Source organism: Saccharopolyspora indica (genome assembly GCF_027853965.1).
GTDB lineage: Bacteria > Actinomycetota > Actinomycetes > Mycobacteriales > Pseudonocardiaceae > Saccharopolyspora > Saccharopolyspora indica.
Genome location: NZ_JAQGLB010000006.1, coordinates 33,132 through 49,198 on the forward strand (window position 1 = coordinate 33,132; position 16,067 = coordinate 49,198).

At 69.3% G+C, this 16,067-nt stretch carries 18 protein-coding genes; 7 read left to right on the plus strand and 11 right to left on the minus strand.

What is annotated here, in order from left to right; genetic code table 11:
- Positions 1–214: 214 nt before the first annotated feature.
- A complete protein-coding gene (locus OU416_RS15255) occupies positions 215–1,426 on the plus strand; it encodes a sensor histidine kinase (protein ID WP_270927615.1) in 1,212 nt (403 codons plus the stop codon).
- Positions 1,426–2,058, plus strand: a complete 633-nt coding sequence (locus OU416_RS15260; RefSeq protein ID WP_270927616.1) for a response regulator — start codon at positions 1,426–1,428, stop codon at positions 2,056–2,058. Before OU416_RS15255 ends, OU416_RS15260 begins: the two co-directional genes overlap by 1 nt.
- Here the strand turns inward: OU416_RS15260 and OU416_RS15265 are convergent.
- Positions 2,042–2,860, minus strand: coding sequence for a hypothetical protein (locus OU416_RS15265; RefSeq protein WP_270927617.1), 819 nt, complete (start codon positions 2,858–2,860; stop codon positions 2,042–2,044). The genes OU416_RS15260 and OU416_RS15265 overlap by 17 nt on opposite strands.
- A gap of 109 nt (positions 2,861–2,969) precedes the next feature.
- A complete protein-coding gene (locus OU416_RS15270; RefSeq protein WP_270927618.1) occupies positions 2,970–3,539 on the minus strand; it encodes a hypothetical protein in 570 nt (189 codons plus the stop codon).
- 110 nt (positions 3,540–3,649) lie between these two features.
- On the opposite strand from OU416_RS15270, the gene OU416_RS15275 reads away from it, so the two are divergent.
- Both OU416_RS15275 and OU416_RS15280 read left to right on the plus strand, forming a co-directional pair.
- Positions 3,650–4,372 (plus strand): 3-keto-5-aminohexanoate cleavage protein, encoded by a 723-nt coding sequence (locus OU416_RS15275; protein ID WP_270927619.1) that lies wholly within the window; start codon positions 3,650–3,652, stop codon positions 4,370–4,372.
- Positions 4,369–4,773, plus strand: coding sequence for a PaaI family thioesterase (locus OU416_RS15280; RefSeq protein WP_372907200.1), 405 nt, complete (start codon positions 4,369–4,371; stop codon positions 4,771–4,773). The genes OU416_RS15275 and OU416_RS15280 overlap by 4 nt, the downstream gene beginning before the upstream one ends.
- Here OU416_RS15280 and OU416_RS15285 read toward each other — a convergent pair.
- The 4 genes from OU416_RS15285 to OU416_RS15300 form a co-directional block, all read right to left on the minus strand.
- The gene (locus tag OU416_RS15285; RefSeq protein ID WP_270927620.1) at positions 4,770–5,549 is read right to left on the minus strand and encodes a MerR family transcriptional regulator; all 780 of its coding nucleotides are present in this window, start codon (positions 5,547–5,549) and stop codon (positions 4,770–4,772) included. The genes OU416_RS15280 and OU416_RS15285 overlap by 4 nt on opposite strands.
- 4 nt (positions 5,550–5,553) lie before the next feature.
- Positions 5,554–6,675, minus strand: a complete 1,122-nt coding sequence (locus tag OU416_RS15290; RefSeq protein WP_270927621.1) for a serine hydrolase domain-containing protein — start codon at positions 6,673–6,675, stop codon at positions 5,554–5,556.
- Positions 6,676–6,749: 74 nt separating this feature from the next.
- Complete coding sequence (locus OU416_RS15295; protein ID WP_270927622.1) at positions 6,750–7,658, minus strand: alpha/beta fold hydrolase; 909 nt, start codon at positions 7,656–7,658, stop codon at positions 6,750–6,752.
- Entirely contained in the window at positions 7,655–8,326 is a 672-nt protein-coding gene (locus OU416_RS15300; RefSeq protein WP_270927623.1) for a TetR/AcrR family transcriptional regulator, read from the minus strand. Before OU416_RS15300 ends, OU416_RS15295 begins: the two co-directional genes overlap by 4 nt.
- A 133-nt stretch (positions 8,327–8,459) precedes the next feature.
- Here OU416_RS15300 and OU416_RS15305 point away from each other — a divergent pair, with 133 nt between their 5' ends.
- On the plus strand, positions 8,460–9,260 hold the full coding sequence (locus OU416_RS15305) for a GNAT family N-acetyltransferase (RefSeq protein WP_270927624.1): 801 nt from the start codon (positions 8,460–8,462) through the stop codon (positions 9,258–9,260).
- A 56-nt stretch (positions 9,261–9,316) separates the two neighbouring features.
- Here the strand turns inward: OU416_RS15305 and OU416_RS15310 are convergent, their stop codons facing one another.
- The 4 genes from OU416_RS15310 to OU416_RS15325 all read right to left on the minus strand — a co-directional run bounded on the left by OU416_RS15310 (position 9,317) and on the right by OU416_RS15325 (position 13,836).
- The gene (locus OU416_RS15310; RefSeq protein WP_270927625.1) at positions 9,317–9,832 is read right to left on the minus strand and encodes a cupin domain-containing protein; all 516 of its coding nucleotides are present in this window, start codon (positions 9,830–9,832) and stop codon (positions 9,317–9,319) included.
- 19 nt (positions 9,833–9,851) lie between these two features.
- On the minus strand, positions 9,852–11,036 hold the full coding sequence (locus OU416_RS15315) for a cytochrome P450 (protein ID WP_270927626.1): 1,185 nt from the start codon (positions 11,034–11,036) through the stop codon (positions 9,852–9,854).
- A 20-nt stretch (positions 11,037–11,056) separates the two neighbouring features.
- Positions 11,057–12,163, minus strand: a complete 1,107-nt coding sequence (locus OU416_RS15320) for a type III polyketide synthase (protein ID WP_270927627.1) — start codon at positions 12,161–12,163, stop codon at positions 11,057–11,059.
- A 1,289-nt stretch (positions 12,164–13,452) separates the two neighbouring features.
- Complete coding sequence (locus OU416_RS15325) at positions 13,453–13,836, minus strand: winged helix-turn-helix transcriptional regulator (RefSeq protein ID WP_270927628.1); 384 nt, start codon at positions 13,834–13,836, stop codon at positions 13,453–13,455.
- 100 nt (positions 13,837–13,936) lie between these two features.
- On the opposite strand from OU416_RS15325, the gene OU416_RS15330 reads away from it, so the two are divergent.
- A complete protein-coding gene (locus tag OU416_RS15330) occupies positions 13,937–14,335 on the plus strand; it encodes a RidA family protein (protein ID WP_270927629.1) in 399 nt (132 codons plus the stop codon).
- A 30-nt stretch (positions 14,336–14,365) separates the two neighbouring features.
- Here the strand turns inward: OU416_RS15330 and OU416_RS15335 are convergent, their stop codons facing one another.
- Entirely contained in the window at positions 14,366–14,674 is a 309-nt protein-coding gene (locus OU416_RS15335; RefSeq protein WP_270927630.1) for a DUF6221 family protein, read from the minus strand.
- A gap of 207 nt (positions 14,675–14,881) precedes the next feature.
- Between OU416_RS15335 and OU416_RS15340 the strand changes: the two genes are divergently transcribed.
- Positions 14,882–15,985, plus strand: a complete 1,104-nt coding sequence (locus tag OU416_RS15340; RefSeq protein WP_270927631.1) for a peptidoglycan recognition protein family protein — start codon at positions 14,882–14,884, stop codon at positions 15,983–15,985.
- Positions 15,986–16,067: the final 82 nt, after the last annotated feature.

Consider the following 16,067-nt stretch of genomic DNA (forward strand, 5'->3'; position numbering starts at 1 on the left):
GTGGTCGATTGCGCCTTCCAGCCTCGCCGCCGCGGGCACCGCTGCCATCGCAGCGCCGATCGATTTCCCACCGCCACCGGGTGCAGCCCGAACTCAACCGAACGAACGATGCCGACCCGCCCCGGCGATGGCTAGAAAGGTCCTGGTGAGCACTCCACCGGCCAGCCGCGCCGCCGCCCAGGAGGAACCCGGCACGGCAACTAAGGTGTCCACGATGTCCGAGACGTCCTCCTCACCCGGACTGGTCGCCGTCCTGCGGCTGGTGCGCCTGGCCTTCCACGCCGGCTTCCTGCTGCTGCTGGCCATCGCCACCGCACGGGTCTGGCTGACCCACCCCACCGGGGCGACCGGCTGGCTGGCCGCGGCAGGCGCAGCACTGCTCACGGTCGTCTACTGCTTCGGCGCCGTCGTGCGCCACGCCCTGCACCGCCGGTGGCTGGCGATGAGCTGGCTGGCCGCCGTCACCGCGGTCTGGGCCGCGCTGCTGGCCATCAGCCCGGACTTCTCCTGGCTGGCCTTCCCGCTGTTCTTCCTGCACCTGCACCTGCTGCGCGGACTGCACGCCCTGGTCGCCGTGGTCGTGGTGACCGCACTCGTGGTGACCGCCCAGGGCTGGCGCACCGGTGCCTGGAGCGTGGGCATGGTGCTCGGCCCCATCATCGGCGCCGGCGTCGCCGTCATCATCACCTGGGGATACGCCGCCATCTACGCCGAGAACCAGCGCCGCCAAGCCCTCATCGACGACCTCACCCGCACCCGCGCCGAACTGGCCACCACCCAGCACCAGGCCGGCGTCGCCGCCGAACGCGAACGCCTCGCCCGCGAAATCCACGACACCCTCGCCCAAGGCCTCTCCAGCATCATCCTGCTGCTGCGCGCCGCCGAAACCGCCCTGCCGCCCGACGCCGACAAGGCCCGCGCCCGCATCACCGAAGCCCACCGCACCGCCGCCGACAACCTCGACGAAGCCCGCCGCTTCGTCCGCGACCTGCGCCCACCCTCGCTCAGCGACGCAGGCCTCCCACAAGCCCTGGACCGGCTGTGCCAGAACACCGCCCGCGAAACCGGAACCGACTGCCGACTGCTCACCAACGGCGCACCGGTGGCACTGCCCTCCAGCTACGAGGTGGCGCTGCTGCGCGCCGCCCAGACCAGCCTGTCCAACGTCACCCGCCACGCCCGCGCCACCACCACCGTGGTCACCCTCGGCTACCTCGACACCGAAGTCACCCTCGACATCTACGACGACGGCACCGGCTTCGACCCCACCACCGCGCGCCCGGCCCCCGACGGCAGCGGCTACGGGCTGACCGGCCTGCGCGAACGCATCACCGCACTGGGCGGATCGATGGCGGTGGAATCCGCACCCGGCGACGGCACCGCGGTGGCCATCCGGCTGCCCCTGACCCCCGAGGAGATCCGGTGATGGCCGACCCGCTGCGCATCCTGCTCGTCGACGACCACCCCGTGGTGCGCCGCGGCCTGCGCGCGATGTTCGACGACCGCCCCGACATGACCGTGGTCGCCGAAGCCGCCGACGGCCAAGCCGCCCTGGACGCCCTCACCGGCACCGACGTCGACATCGTCCTGATGGACCTGCAGATGCCCACCGGCATGGACGGCGTCACCGCCACCCACCGCATCACCGCCGACTGCGGCCCACCGGTGCTCGTGCTCACCACCTACGACTCCGACGCCGACATCCTCGCCGCCGTCGAAGCCGGCGCCACCGGCTACATGCTCAAAGACGCCCCACCCGACGAGCTCTGCCAAGCCGTGCAACTGGCCGCCCGAGGCCAGACCGCACTGGCCCCCGGCGTCGCAGCCCGCCTGCTCGGCCACCTGCGCCGCCCCCAACCGGCCCTGAGCCCGCGCGAAGTGGAGATCCTGCAACTGCTCGCCCAGGGCCTGTCCAACCGCGCCCTGTCCAAAGCCCTGTTCATCAGCGAAGCCACCGTCAAGACCCACCTGGTGCACATCTACGACAAGCTCGACGTCGACAACCGCACCGCGGCCATCACCACCGCACTGCAACGCGGCATCATCCGCCCACGCTGACCGGATCCGGCCCCTCCCGGAACCGATGACCACCCGCACGCAGGTGCCGGAACTCGAAGAACCCCAGCACCAACGTGGAGAGCAACCCGCCGATGTTGAGCCCCAACCACAACACCGCAGGCACACCCTCGGTGTTCCACAGGTAGACCTCCCGAACGCTGACCACCAGCGCCAGCCCCACCGACCCCACCGGCGCCAGCAGCGGATGCAGCTCGCCGAGGCAGAAACCCGTCCGCGCCAACCAGTACACCGTGCACGCGAAGAACACCGCGCACCACGGGACCACGGTGAAGAACCCGGGCACGGCCAGCAGGAACGCCACCAGCCCCCACACCCCGGTGATCTGGCCGTCACCGTTGCCGTCGAGCAGGGAGAAGCTGCCGACGAAGGCGAAAACGCCCACCAACGGCACGAAGCAGCAGGCCAGCCCGATTCCCACCCGCCGCAACAACCGCGGCACCGAGGCGACGAACCGGCGACGGTGAACCGACCGGGTCACCGCGAGCACCACCAGGAACACCAGCGGGATCCCGGCCAGCGCGTACCCCGCGGTGAGCTGGGTCTTGGCCTGCACGTTGCTCAGAACGTCCAGCGGGGAGAGGTAGGCGCCGCTGGCGACGACGACCACCAGCAAACCGGTCGCCGCGCGCCAGAACCCGAGACGATCCAGCAACCGGTCCCGAGGCAGCTGCCCGACCCCGGGTTTGAGCAGGAACTTCGCGGTGGACCACGGCAGGAACACCGCCGCGATGATCCGCAGCGCCCGCCTCCCACCGCTTTCCGGAACCTGCGCTCCACGCACCTGCTGTCCCAACACGGTTCCCCCAGCGCCGCCGAGCGCGCCACAGCCTACCGACCCCAGACCCCGGCCCGACCGGAATCAGCGGCATTCACCCGCACGGGCCAACCCGCTAATCGCCGCCCTCCAGGTACGAACGACCGCGCGCCGAAAGACCGAACCCCACGCCCACCGGCTCCACCAGCCCCAGCTCCCGCAACTGCCACACATCGGACTTGCAGCGCGACGCCGGACGATTCCGCTCCACGGCGAGCTCACCGGCCCGGATACCGGGCTGCCGCCGCAACACCTCCAGCACCTGCCGCGTCCACGGCCCGCGCGGAGCCGAAACGTCCAGCCGCGCCAGCTGCTGATCGATCACCGCCCGCTCACGCCCACCCAGCACCACCGCCTCGGCCACCGGCCGCCCCGGCCCCTCGAAGGTGAGCGCGAGCCGGTAGACCTCACCCCGGCCGCGCTTGGCCAACGAGGCCCGCAATCCCGCCGCCGAACCGAAACCCGCACGCCGCGCATCATCATCGGTGAGCTGCTCGGGATCGACCCGGCTGACCTCACCGACACCGATCAACCCCACCGCTGTGCTCAACCGGGTGCCCGCCTCGGCCAGCTGCGAAGGCCACCGCAGATAGGCCTCGCTGATCTCCCCGGCGGCCACACCCCGCAGGATCCGCTTGCTCAACACCCCACCCACGCTAACCGGCAGCCACCGATGGTGGGACAGCACCACGCGATGATCACGAAACGCTCTCGCCAACTACCGCCCGCGCATCCCACCAGGGGAGAATCGAGGCCATGCTGCAGGTCTGCCTCAACGGCGCCCGGTCACCGCGAGAGCACTTCCACCTGCCCGTGCACCCGGAAGAACTGGCCAAAGCCGCCGCCGACGCCGTGGCCGCCGGAGCCACCGACATCCACCTGCACCCCAAAGCCCCCGACGGCACCGACAGCCTCGACCCGCACCTGGTCGCCGCCACCCTGCGCGCGGTGCGAGCCGCCACCCCCGGCATCCCCGTCGGCATCACCACCGGAGCCTGGACCGCACCGGATGCCACCGCCCGCGTCCGCGCCATCCGAGCCTGGACCGTGCTGCCCGACCACGCCTCGGTCAACTGGCACGAACCCGGAGCCGACGACATCGCCGCGGCCCTGCTCGAACGCGGCATCGGCATCGAAGCGGGCATCCACTCCGGCACCGACGCCGACCAGCAGTTCCGCAACTCACCACACCGCCTCCGCGTCCTGCGCGTGCTCGCCGAAGTCACCGACCGCACCGCCCGCGGCGCGGCGGCCACCGCCGAAACCCTGCTGACCCGGCTGCGCCCGGCACCCGCCCCGATCCTGCTGCACGGCCAAGCCGCCGGAGCCTGGCCGGTGCTGGCCGCAGCAGCCCGCCACGGCCTGAACACCCGCATCGGCCTGGAAGACACCCTCGCGCTGCCCAACGGCCAGATCGCCACCGACAACGCCGAACTCGTCACCGCCGCCATCACCCTGCTCACCGAAGGGGCACCGTGACCACCGACCACCAGCAGCTGATCGCCCTGATGCCCTTCGCCGAAGCCATCGGCGTGCGCCTCACCGACGCCACCCCGCACGAAGTCCGCGCCCACCTGGACTGGGCACCCCAGCACTGCACCGCGGGAGGCGTGCTGCACGGGGGAGCGGTCATGACCCTGGCCGACGCCGCCGGAGCGATCTGCGCCTTCCTCAACCTGCCCGAAGGCGCGGGCACCGCCACCACCGAATCCAAGACGAACTTCTTCCGCGCCCTGCGCGAAGGCACCCTGCACGCGGTGAGCCGCCCACTGCACATCGGCCGCACCAGCATCACCGTGCAGACCGAACTGCTCGACACCACCGGCCGCCGCATCGGCCACACCACCCAGACCCAAGCCGTCCTGGACGCACGCCCCTAACCCGCCCCGGGCACGCGAATCCCGGCCGAGCGCAGCTCGGTCTCCACCAGCGCCACCAGCCTGGCCGCCCCCGACCCCCGGTCGTCACCGTGGTGGGCGACCAGCCGGTACCGGGTCGCGGCCTCCGAACGAGCTTGCAGACCGGTCACGATCTTCAGCAGCACGGGATTGGCGAGGCAGTGCTCGACGAAAGCGGTGACGAGCTCACCGATGCGCGGATCGTCCGGCTCCCACTCCATCGCCTCGACCCCGCGCCGGAACAGAGCGACGAACCGCGCATCGCCGAGCGCCTGCTCCACGTGGTCGAGGTAGTCGTCGAACCCTTCCGGGACCAGCGCCCTGGCCAGCACCCACCCCTCCCTGGTCGCCGCCACCTCCGCCGCGGGCAACCCGAGCCCGGGCATCCGCGCCAGCAGCGCCACAGCACGATCGGGCAGCAACGCCCGGTCACCATCGGCCAGCCGGTGCAGCACCTCCCGCCGCGCCACCAGCTCCTCGATCCGCTCGGTCAACTGCCGATCGACATCGGCCAACGCCGCGGCGAACACCTCGGCATCGGCATCGAGCAGGAACCCGATCTCCGCCAGCGGCACCCCGGCACCCGCCAGCGTCCGGACCCGCACCAGCCGCAACAGCTCCGCCGACCCGTACCGCCGGTAACCGGAACCATCGCGCTCCGGCTCCGCGACCAGCCCCAGCTTGTGGTAGTGCCGAACCGTCTTCACCGTGACGCCCACGAAGGCCGCCGCCTGCCCGATCGTGACCCCGTCGCTCATCCGCTCAGCCCCCGAACACCTCGTCGACGAGCCTGCGCTGAGCCTCGACGAACGCCGCCCCGATGGACAGCGGCTCATCGTCCACGTAGTTCAGCGCGGCGGACAACGTCGTGCCGCCGTCGACCGAGCTGCACATCAGCACCGAGTGCCCCACGCTGGCCCCGTTGTGCGAGATGACGGTGCCACCATCATCGACGAACACCCCCAAGCCGTAATTCGCGTCCGGGAGGCCCGTCGGTCGCGGAGCGCGCATCTCGGCCAGCAGCTCAGCAGGCAGGAGCCCACCACCGTTGAGCGCCGAGAAGAACGTGCACAGGTCCCGGGTCGTCGAGATCATGTCGCCACCGGCGGAGACCCACGACGGGTTCTGCCGGGTGACGTCGACCGTCCGCAGCTCACCGGACTCCTCGTAGCGGTAGTAGGCACGGGCGCACGGCTCGGGGATCTCCGCCGAGGCACCGGGCACCACCGTGCCCGACAGCCCCAGCGGATCCAGGATCCGCCGCCGCGTCTCCACGCTGATCGGGCAGCCGGAGACCTGCTCGACCAGCAGGCGGGCCAGCACGTAGTTGGTGTTGGAGTAGCTCCAGCCCGCCCCCGGCTCGAACCGCGCCGGCCGGGACAGCCCTTCCCGCACCAGCTCCTCCGGCCGCCAGGTGCGGAACCGCTCCGCCAGCCACTCCCGGCCCGTGCTGCCGTAGGGGATCGGGATCGCCTGCACGACCGACCCGTCCTCGTAGACCTCACCGGTGAAGTTGAACAGCCCGCTGGTGTGCTGCAGCAGCATCCGCACCGTGATCCGCCCGTCCAGCCCGAACCCGGGCAGCTGATCGGCCACCGGGTCGTCCAGCCCGATCCGGCCCTCAGCGACCAGCTGCAGCACCACAACAGCGGTGAAGGTCTTGGTGCTGCTGCCGATCCGGACGTGCCCGTCGACCGGCGGTGCCACCGACCCGCCCAGCTCCGCCGCCCCGGCGCTGCCCACCCACTCGCCCCGCTCATCGCGCACCCGCAGCGACACCCCGGTGAAACCGGATTCGACGATCTCCTCGATGGCCCTCCGCAGCGCCCGCCCGGCAGCGGTGGTGGGCTCGTCGTGGTCCTGGCCGGAAAAGCTGATGGACATGGCGCGTTCCTTCGTCTCGGTGGTGGCGGCGCGCTGCCGCTGCGCCGAGCTTCCACCCTGACCCGAGGTCAACCTCAACCATGATCCCGATCACAGCCGCCCGCGGCCCGGTCCAGCCCGTCCAGGAAGGACGTGATCGCCGCGGCCACCTCATCAGGCTGATCCAGCGGCGCCAGGTGCCCAGCACCACCGATCTCGGCCAGCACCGCCCCCGGAGCCGCCGCCACGGCTCGCCGCATCACCGCCCGGCCCACCAACGCGTCCTCCCGCCCGTGCACCCACAACGACGGAACCCGCAGTCGCGGCAGCTCCGGGATGTGGTTGAGCCGCATCCGCCGCGGCCCGTAAGCAGCGATCTGCCAGTCGTCCAACGCACGTTCGCCGTGCTCGACCCGGCGCCGCGCCTCGGCCCCGATCAACTCCATCAGCACCCCGAGATCCCGCGTTCCCTCGCCCCGGGCGAACGTCCGGAGCATCGAGCGCCGCAGCACCGACGGCGAAGCCGCCCACCGCATCGACCAGCGCAGCAGGGGAGAGCACTGCAACGACAACCACGTCAGCAACTGCAGCGGCCGCTTGTCGTCCAGCCCGCCCGGGTTGATCGCCACGAGCCCCGCGACCCGCTCCGGACGCGCCAACGCGTAGCCGATGCCGACCCCACCGCCCATCGACAGCCCCACCAGCACAGCGCGGGAGACGCCGAGGTGATCCAGCAGCTCCTCGACGACCCGCTCCATCCGCGCCTGGTCCAGCAACCCCTCCCACGGCCGCGACCCGCCGTGCCGCGGCATGTCCACCGCCACCACGCGCCGATCCCGGGCCAGCGCCGGCATCAGGTGCCGCCAGGTCAGCTCCGCGGTGTCCAGCATCGCCCCGTGCAACAGCACCACGCACGGCGCACCCGCCGGCCCCGCCTGGTACACCCGCAACGGCCCCTGCGGCAGGTCGACGTCCTGGTGATCAGCGAAAACACCGGTGCTCATGCTTCTCCCACCTGGTCGGCGAGCAAGTCCAGCAACCGCGAATGAGCCCGGTGCGCGGCCTCCGGATCACCGTCACCGCCCACCTCCCACCCGGCGGAGACCAACCCGGCCATCAGCTCCACGGCCCGGCCCAACTGCTCACCGGTCAGCGCACCCACCGTCGCCGACGCGTTCGCCAGACCCACGGCGAACACCGACATCACCAACGAGGCCGCCGCCGGATCCAGATCAGCGCGCAGCAGCCCCGCCCGGCTCAGCTCGGCGACGTAGTCCGACAACCACTCCATCCGCGGCCGGTACCGCTGCGGCCCCTTCTCCCGCAGGTAGCCGCCCAGCGCACCGTCATCGGCCAGATAGCAGGCGAGCATGAGCTCATCACCCAGCAGCGCCTCCAGCCCGAAGCGGTAGACCGCCGACAGCGACACCGGCAGCGCACTGCCGTCCACCCGGTCGCGCACCACCTGCGTCAGCGCCCGCGCGGAGCGGACGAGCAAGGCGTCCAGCAACGCCTCCTTGGAGGGGAAGTCCAGGTAGACCGCCCCCTTGCCGACTCCCGCGCGGCGGGCGATCTCGGCGATGGTGGTGTGCTGGTAGCCCTTCTCCAGGACGATCGCGCGCGCCTGGTCCAGGATCACGTTCGCACGGTCGGGAATGGTCGCACGGGGCATGGCACCTCCACGTCGTAGTGACCATAATCGTACATCAGGTCACTACGGCAGAATCGGAGGGCGGTCGGAACAAAGCGGTCCGACCGCACGGGAAAGCCCCCGTCAACACCGACCAGCTGCCCCAGGAGGCCCGGTGCCCATCCCGGCGGACTCGATCGAATCCATGCACCAGCTCGCCGCGTCCTGGCGCCCGTTGGTGCTCGACCACAACCCGCACGGCGATACCCGAGACGTCCCGGGAATCGCCGTGCGCTGGGCTGATTCCCAGTTCCCGCTCTGGAACTGCATCACGCTGACCGACATCGACGCGAACGCGGCGTGCGTCGCAGAACGCCTGGAACACGCCGCGGACATCATGCGCGCCAAGCGGTTCCCCGGCCTGGTCGCGATCTTCGAAGACCTCCTCGCCGACGACGCCCGCACAGCGCTGAGCTCAGCGGCCGAGAAGGCAGGACTCCAGCACGCCTTCACAGGAACAGGCATGGCCGCAGACCCGCTACCCCTGCCCGAACCCGAGCACCCCGACCTGACGTTCGTGCGAGTGCGCACCGAATCCCAGCTGCGCGACTACGCCGACCTCAACTCACGCGCCCAAGGATTCCCGCTGTCGGCCGGCCGCGACGGCCTGACCGGCTCCGCGTTGTGGAAGAACCAGGTGCACGCCTACCTCGGCCTGCACAACGACGTTCCGGTGACCTGCGCGGCGGCGACGGAAGCCGACGGTCGCCTCTTCGTCCTGCTCGTCGCGACCGATCCGCGATGGCAACGCAGGGGCTACGGCGCGGCGGCAACGCGAAAAGCGCTCCACGAAGCAGCCAAAGCAACCGGCCTGACCCGAGCAACCCTGCACGCAACACCCGCCGGAGCTCCCGTGTACGCCCGAATGGGATTCAAACCGAACTCACCGATCCACTTCTACGGCCTGCACGCCTGAACCAGGAAGCAGGGGAGAGGCCGACTCGACCGCGGCCCGCCCGGTGCAGCCGCACATCAGGAATCGAACCGCAGCGGAGTCAACTGATCGATGTCATAGCGCTTCCGAAGATCAGCCACCGCAGCATGATCCACCCCACCTGGTGCCTCCAGGATCTCCAGCAAATCCTCGAAGTACTGCTCGTGGTGCGACGGCGGCGACGACTGGAAGAACATCTTCGCCGGTTCGGGACCCGGATTGGCGAAAGCGTGCGGGCACCCCGGTGGCACGAACATCACGCTGCCCGGGCCCGCGCGGTAAACCCGGTCACCGGCGTCGCTCTCCCAATCCCGCCAACCATCACCACTGCGCACCACCGGCTCGAACGCCAGCAGATCCAGCTCACCTTCCAGCACGTAGAACAACTCCTCGCTGCTGGCATGCACGTGCGCACCTACGTCGAACCCCGGCGGAACCACCACCTCGAAACTCGACGACGCCCGCGAGTGCGCCCCCGTCACCTTGAACGTCACCTCCTGCGCCCCGGTGACGATGCGCTTGCCCCGCCCCGGCGGGACCACCAAACCGGTCACTCGACACACCTCCGCCCGATCACCACATCACCGGCAACGCCACCGGTGTCCGGATCAGCACATCCCGCTGCCAGGCAACTTCCTGCGGCGCCACCGCCAACCGCAGGTCCGGCAACCGCGACAACAACACCTCCAACAGCACCTGCGCCTCCATCCGAGCCAACAGCGGACCCACGCAGTAGTGCGGACCATGACCGAACGCCAGGTGCGGCACCTCCACCCGGTCGAGATCAATCCGCTCCGGATCCGGAAACACCGCTGGATCCCAGTTCGCCGTCACGTAGGAGACGTACACGACCTCACCGGCCCGGATCCGAACCCCCTGGATCTCCACGTCCTCCAGCGCAACCCGCGGCTGACCGATGCCCCGCTTGTGCGGGATGAAACGCAGCAATTCCTCCACAGCCCGAGGAATCAGCGCCCGGTCGGCCAGCAAGCGCTCCCGCAGCCGCACGTCCGTCAGCAGCACGTACACCATGCAGGAACTGTTGCAGCGAACCGCGTGCCACCCGTTCAACGCGATCAGAATCGCCGACCCGCCCAATTCCTCATCATCGAGCTCACCACGCTCACGCGCTTCGGCCAGCACCGACGCCAGATCATCACGCGGCTGCACCCGACGACGCTCGACCAGCTCGTGGATGTACTCGTACACCGCAGCCCGCACCTGATAAGCCCGATCGACCTCGCCCTGGTCCTGCGCCACCCGCATCAGCGTCGTCGCGCACTCGACCAACCACGGCCGATCGGCCACCGGCACACCCAGCACCTCACCGATCATCGCCATCGGGAACGGCGACGTCACGTGCTCCACGAGATCTGCAGGCCGCCCCGCCGCCACCAACGCATCCACCCGCTCGGACACCACTTGCTCTGCGCGGCCGCGCAACAGCTCGACCGCGCGCGGTGCGAACGCCTTCGCCACCACCCGCCGAATCCGCGCGTGCTCCGGCGGATCAGCGAAGCTCAACGCCCGATCCATCGGCAGGTAGTGCTTGGTCATCTTCGGAAATGGCCACCCCGCGACGGCCTTCCGGCTGAACCGCGGATCCGAGGTCACGAACTTGACGTCCTCGTACCTCGTCACCAACCACGCCTCGCCCTCGCCGAACCGCATCCGGATCCGGGCTACCGGCTCATCGCGCAGGAATTCGGCCAACTCCGGTTCGAACCCCAGCCCCGAGATGTTCGGTGGCTCGTACAACCGCGCCGGACAACCACTCATCAACGACCTCCTGCCGCTCGCGCTGCCACCGGCTCGGCACGAGGCCAGGGGACCGCCGCCTCCGGGAGCCAGCTGCCCACAGCCATCTCCGCACTGATGCCCGGCCCGAAACCGGCGATCAATCCACGCGCCCCAGCCGACAGCGCGTTCTCGCCGAACATCCGCGACAACGCGTCCAGCACCACCGCGCTGGCGATGTTGCCGCACTCGGTCAGCGTCGCCCGGCTGAACCGGAACGCCTCCGCGGGCACCCCCAGGAACCTGGAGAGATCGTCGAGGATCCGCGGCCCACCGGCGTGGATGATGTAGAAGTCCAGCGCCGCGGCGTCCCACCCGTGCACCTCCGCCAACGCGCGCAGCGCCGGCGCCAACGGCCCCATCGTCGTGGGCACCCGCTTGTCCAACCGGAAGTGGAACCCGGTGGCCTTGACCTGGTAGGAGATCCAGCCGCAGGTGTCCGGGATCAGCGAGGCCGCATTGCGCTCCAGCAGCACTCCGCTGCCGCCAGCGCCCCGCACGACCGCCGCGGCCACCGCATCCCCGAACAACCCGTTGGACAGCAGCGAACCGATGTCGTGGTCGGTGGGCTGGTAGCACAGCGAGCAGAACTCGCAGGCGATGATCAGCGCGTTCAGCTCCGGGTAAGCGGTGCAGAAGTCGTGCGCCCGGTTGATCGCAGCACCTCCGGCCGCGCACCCGAGCTGGGCGATGGGCAGCTGCCGGGTGTCCGGGCGGAATCCCATCGAGTTGATCAGCCACGAGGTCATCGACGGCATCATGAAACCGGTGCAGGAAACGAACACGAGCAGATCGATGTCGTCGGCCTGCAGACCGGCGTTGTCCAGGGCCTGCGCGGCCACCTCGGGTACGCGCTGTTTGGCCTGCTCCTCGAAGATCCGGTTCCGGACCTCGAATCCAGGATGCTCCAGCGTTTCGCCGATCGGCCGGATCAGGTGCCGCTTGCGCACCCCGGTGTTGCTGATCAACCTCAGCACGAGCGGAAGCTGCGGATGACCGGCGTGGATCCTCTCGGCGAGTTCAAGGGTCTCCTCAACGGTGATGACGTGTTCGGGGACCGCGACCGCCGGTCGGCACAGGATTGCCACCACAACCTCCATCGGTATGGACGAACGGGACTCCCTGCAGCGGAGGAAACATGCTTCTCATCATCTGGCGCTCGATTGGTCCCTGCGACCGGGATGAGCAGTGTTAGCCCAGCAAAACCACTGATGGGAGGACACCCGCATACCAGGTCGCACCAGGGGAGAGGCGCCCGCACTGCGCACCAGAGGAGGGTGCGAGCCGTGCTCGTCCGACTGGTTCTGAACACTTCATGAACCCGTTGCGCGTACGTGCGGCCGTCAGACGTGCCCGCCGCACGCAGGAAGGCCCTGAGACGCACATGTGGGATGGCTCAGCTCGATTGAGAACGGACAGCAGCACCAGAGGAGAAGTGGGGCACCGCCGTTCCGATTGACTTAACATAATGTACATTATCGGCGTTACGGCGACCTGCGGAGATGGCCTCCGGAAGGGCTTTTCGGCGACGCTGACCGATGTAACGCACATGCGGCTGGCGACCCGTCGGCGGTCGTTGTGCGCAACGGTTCGTCGCGGTGGGCCGCCGTCGGTTCTCGCGAGCGCCTGCGGCCCGCCGGCTGGCAGCGCTCAGGTGCGGCCCGCACGCAGGCGAAGTCGCACCTGAGCATCCGACACCTGGCGACCCCCTGGGTGCTGGGTTGCCCTTGCTGGCACGGCATTTCGGCGTCACCGTCCATCCAGCTATTAACGTCACAGTGACAAAACAGGGTTGATGGATCTGGACGTCCACCTGCGACAACGAGCAGGATCCGAGCCGGGTCCAGCTCGTCAGTTCATGATCAACGGGCTCTGGGCGACGGCTCGGTTCGATGATCGGCGATCCACGCGCTGTGGGCTGCCATCGGTCGACTCGGCATGCTTCTCGGCGCGGTGGACGTACTTCGCGGGACCAGTGGATGTGCGCTTGAGCGCAGAGGCGGTTGATCAACACAGGTGGGGCGCACCTCGATCCCCCGGGACGCACCCTCTCCACCCGGAAACCACTTCTCCATTTGATGGATAATCAACATTATCCATCAAATGGAGAAAGTTCCATCGAAGAGCTGGCTTGCTGCATCCGACCGTTCGCTGTCACGCACCCCGGCGGTTCGAGACCGCACCTTTCGTTCACCGAACTCGGTACCACTCCGGACCGGCTGAACGTTCCACAGCCGCCGCTGCTGGCTGACTATCGCAGTGATTCGTCCAGTTCCGCAGCAGTTCCCCTACCCTGCCGCGGCCGCCTGGCGCGTTCGAGTAGCGCATCAGGACGTTCAACGCAGTGCCCTCCTCCCCTCGCCTGGCCGCGGTCGTTTCAGCCGGTGAAGCGGTGGCGGGCTTTCTCGATGTGGTCGAGGTGTTCGTGGGTCCAGCCGCAGATGGCGTCGACCGTGGTGCGCAGGGCGCGGCCGGGTTCGGTGAGGGTGTAGTCGACGCGCGGCGGGACGGTGGGGTGCACGGTTCGTTCGAGCAGGCCGTTGCGCTCCAGCATGCGCAGGTTCTGGGTGAGCATCTTGTGGCTGATGCCTTCGACTTCGCTGCGCAGTTCGCTGAAGCGGCGGGTGTCCTCGCCGAGGGCTTCGATGATCAGCAGCGCCCACTTGTTGGCGACGTCGGAGAAGATCTCCCTGGCCAGGGAGTCGGCGCGCCGCAGGTCGGCGTCTTCGGGCAGGCCTGCGAGCTGGTGCTTGGTCACCATCGGGTTCCTCTGTTTCGGAAAAGTGCGTTCTTCCAGGTCGGCTCACACTCTCCTACGGTTTCCGAGTAACCACAAGAGAGCACGGAAGAAGGTGGGCCTGGTGGCCATCGATGTCTACGACCACGACGTGCCGGCGGAGGGCGCGTTCGGCTACTCGCAGGCGATCAGGTCCGGTGAGCTGATCCACGTCTCCGGGCAGCTGTCGCTGGACGAGACCGGCGAGTTCGTCCACGCCGACGACTTCGGCGCTCAGCTGGAGCGGACGTACCGCAACGCGGACCGCGTTCTGGCGCACTACGGCGTCACCCGCGACCAGGTCGTCTCGCAGACGGTGTACGTGGTGGGCCTGCAGCGCCACGCCGCGGCGGTGGCGGAGGGCAATCTGGCGTACTTCGGTGCGCACCGGCCGGTGAGCACGGTCGTGGGCATCGCGGAGCTGACCTTCCCGGGTCAGGTCGTCGAGATCGCCTTCGTCGTCGACACCGGGCTGCCCGCCTGATCCGGCGCCCCTGAGTCCGCCGAACCGGGCTCAGGGGCGCCAGCGGGACGCGTAGCCGGGGCGGTCGGTGTAGGGCAGGCCGAGCAGGGCCCGGGTGGGGCAGCCTCGTTCGTCCTCGGGCGGGTAGCTCTCCCCCAATTCGTCGCAGGGGCCTTCGCCGGTGCCGCAGCGCTGGTGGGTGGTGAGCAGGCGGGTTTTGAGCTCGTACTCGCGGAAGCCGCGGATGGGGGTGATCAGGCAGGTGTGGTGGGTGCCGGTTTCGGCGTCCTGCCTGGCTCGGCGCAGCAGTTCGAGGTCGATGTCGAGCTGGCGGTGCAGGAACTGGGCGAACCGGTCCATCTGTCGCACTCCTGGTGTCCGCTGTGGTGGTCGGTCACAGGCAGGGACACGGTGGCGGCTCGGTGATGACGTCGTTCGACGGGTGATCTTGCCGGATTGTGGATGGTTGTCGGATTGGTGGCGGGTTGTCGCCAAGAATTCCCGTGCGCGGGTGGTGCTTCTTAGGGTCGGCGCGGATCTGGTCGTTCGGACGTGCGGGAGTTCGGCATGGTGTTGCGCGGTGTTCAGGTGGCCCGGCGGGTGTTGCTGGCCGGTGGGTTGGCGGCCACGGCGGTGGGCGTTTCGGGGATTCCGGTGTGGGCGTCGTCGTCGCGGCGGGCGGCGCCGGAGATCGCCTCGACGTCGGATTGGCAGGCGCGGGAGCCGAGTTCTCCGGTGCAGGTGCTCGACGTGAAGCCGGTGAAGATCGTGGTGCACCACACCGCGACGCCCAACAGCGAGGACACCTCGCAGGAGCACGCGATGGAGCTGGCGCGCCAGATCCAGGACTTCCACATGGATTCCAACGGGTGGATCGACACCGGGCAGAACTTCACCAATTCCCGGGGCGGCTGGTTGCTGGAGGGCAGGCACAAGAGCTTGTCGGTGCTGACCGCTGGCGAGCAGCACGTGCTGGGTGCGCATGCCGGTGAGCAGAACTCGGAGTCGCTGGGGATCGAGAACGAGGGCACCTACATCGATGCGAAGGTGCCGGATGCGTTGTGGGATTCGCTGGTGGAGTTGTGCGCGTACATGGTGGCGCAGTACGGGATCGAGCCGGGTGAGATCTACGGGCACCGGGACTTCATGGCCACCGAGTGCCCGGGTGATGTGCTTTACGCGCGATTACCGGAGTTGCGGGAGGCGGTGGGTGCTGCCGCGGGCAAGGTGGTGGCGCAGCCGGTGGTGTGGCCGTTGCTGCGGGCGGGTTCGGCTGGTCCGCGGGTGAGCGCGTTGCAGCTGTTGTTGCGGGCACGGGGTGAGTCGGTGCCGGTGGATGGCGTGTTCGGCGGGCGGACGCAGGAGGTGGCGGGCCGGCTGGCCGGTGAGCTCGGTGCCACGGGCGCGGAGTGCTCGGGGACTCGGGTGGCCGAGCCGGGGTTGTTCGGTGGTCGTGGTTGGGATGGTCTGGTTCCGGTGGTGGGTGGTGGTGCTTCGGGTGATGTGGTGCGTGCGGTGCAGACGTTGCTGATCTCCGGTGGCCGGTACGTGGCCGCGGATGCGCGGTTCTCCGACCGGATGGTGTCGGTGGTGCGGGAGTTCCAGGCCTCGGCTGGGCTGGCGGTGACCGGTGTGGTCGATCGGGCGACGTGGCAGCGGTTGCTGGCGTGATCGAGCGATGAGGAACGTTGCAGTGCTCCCCGGCGGCCAGCTGGGGAGCACTCGCTCTGTCTCAGGCGCGGGGTTGAGTCTG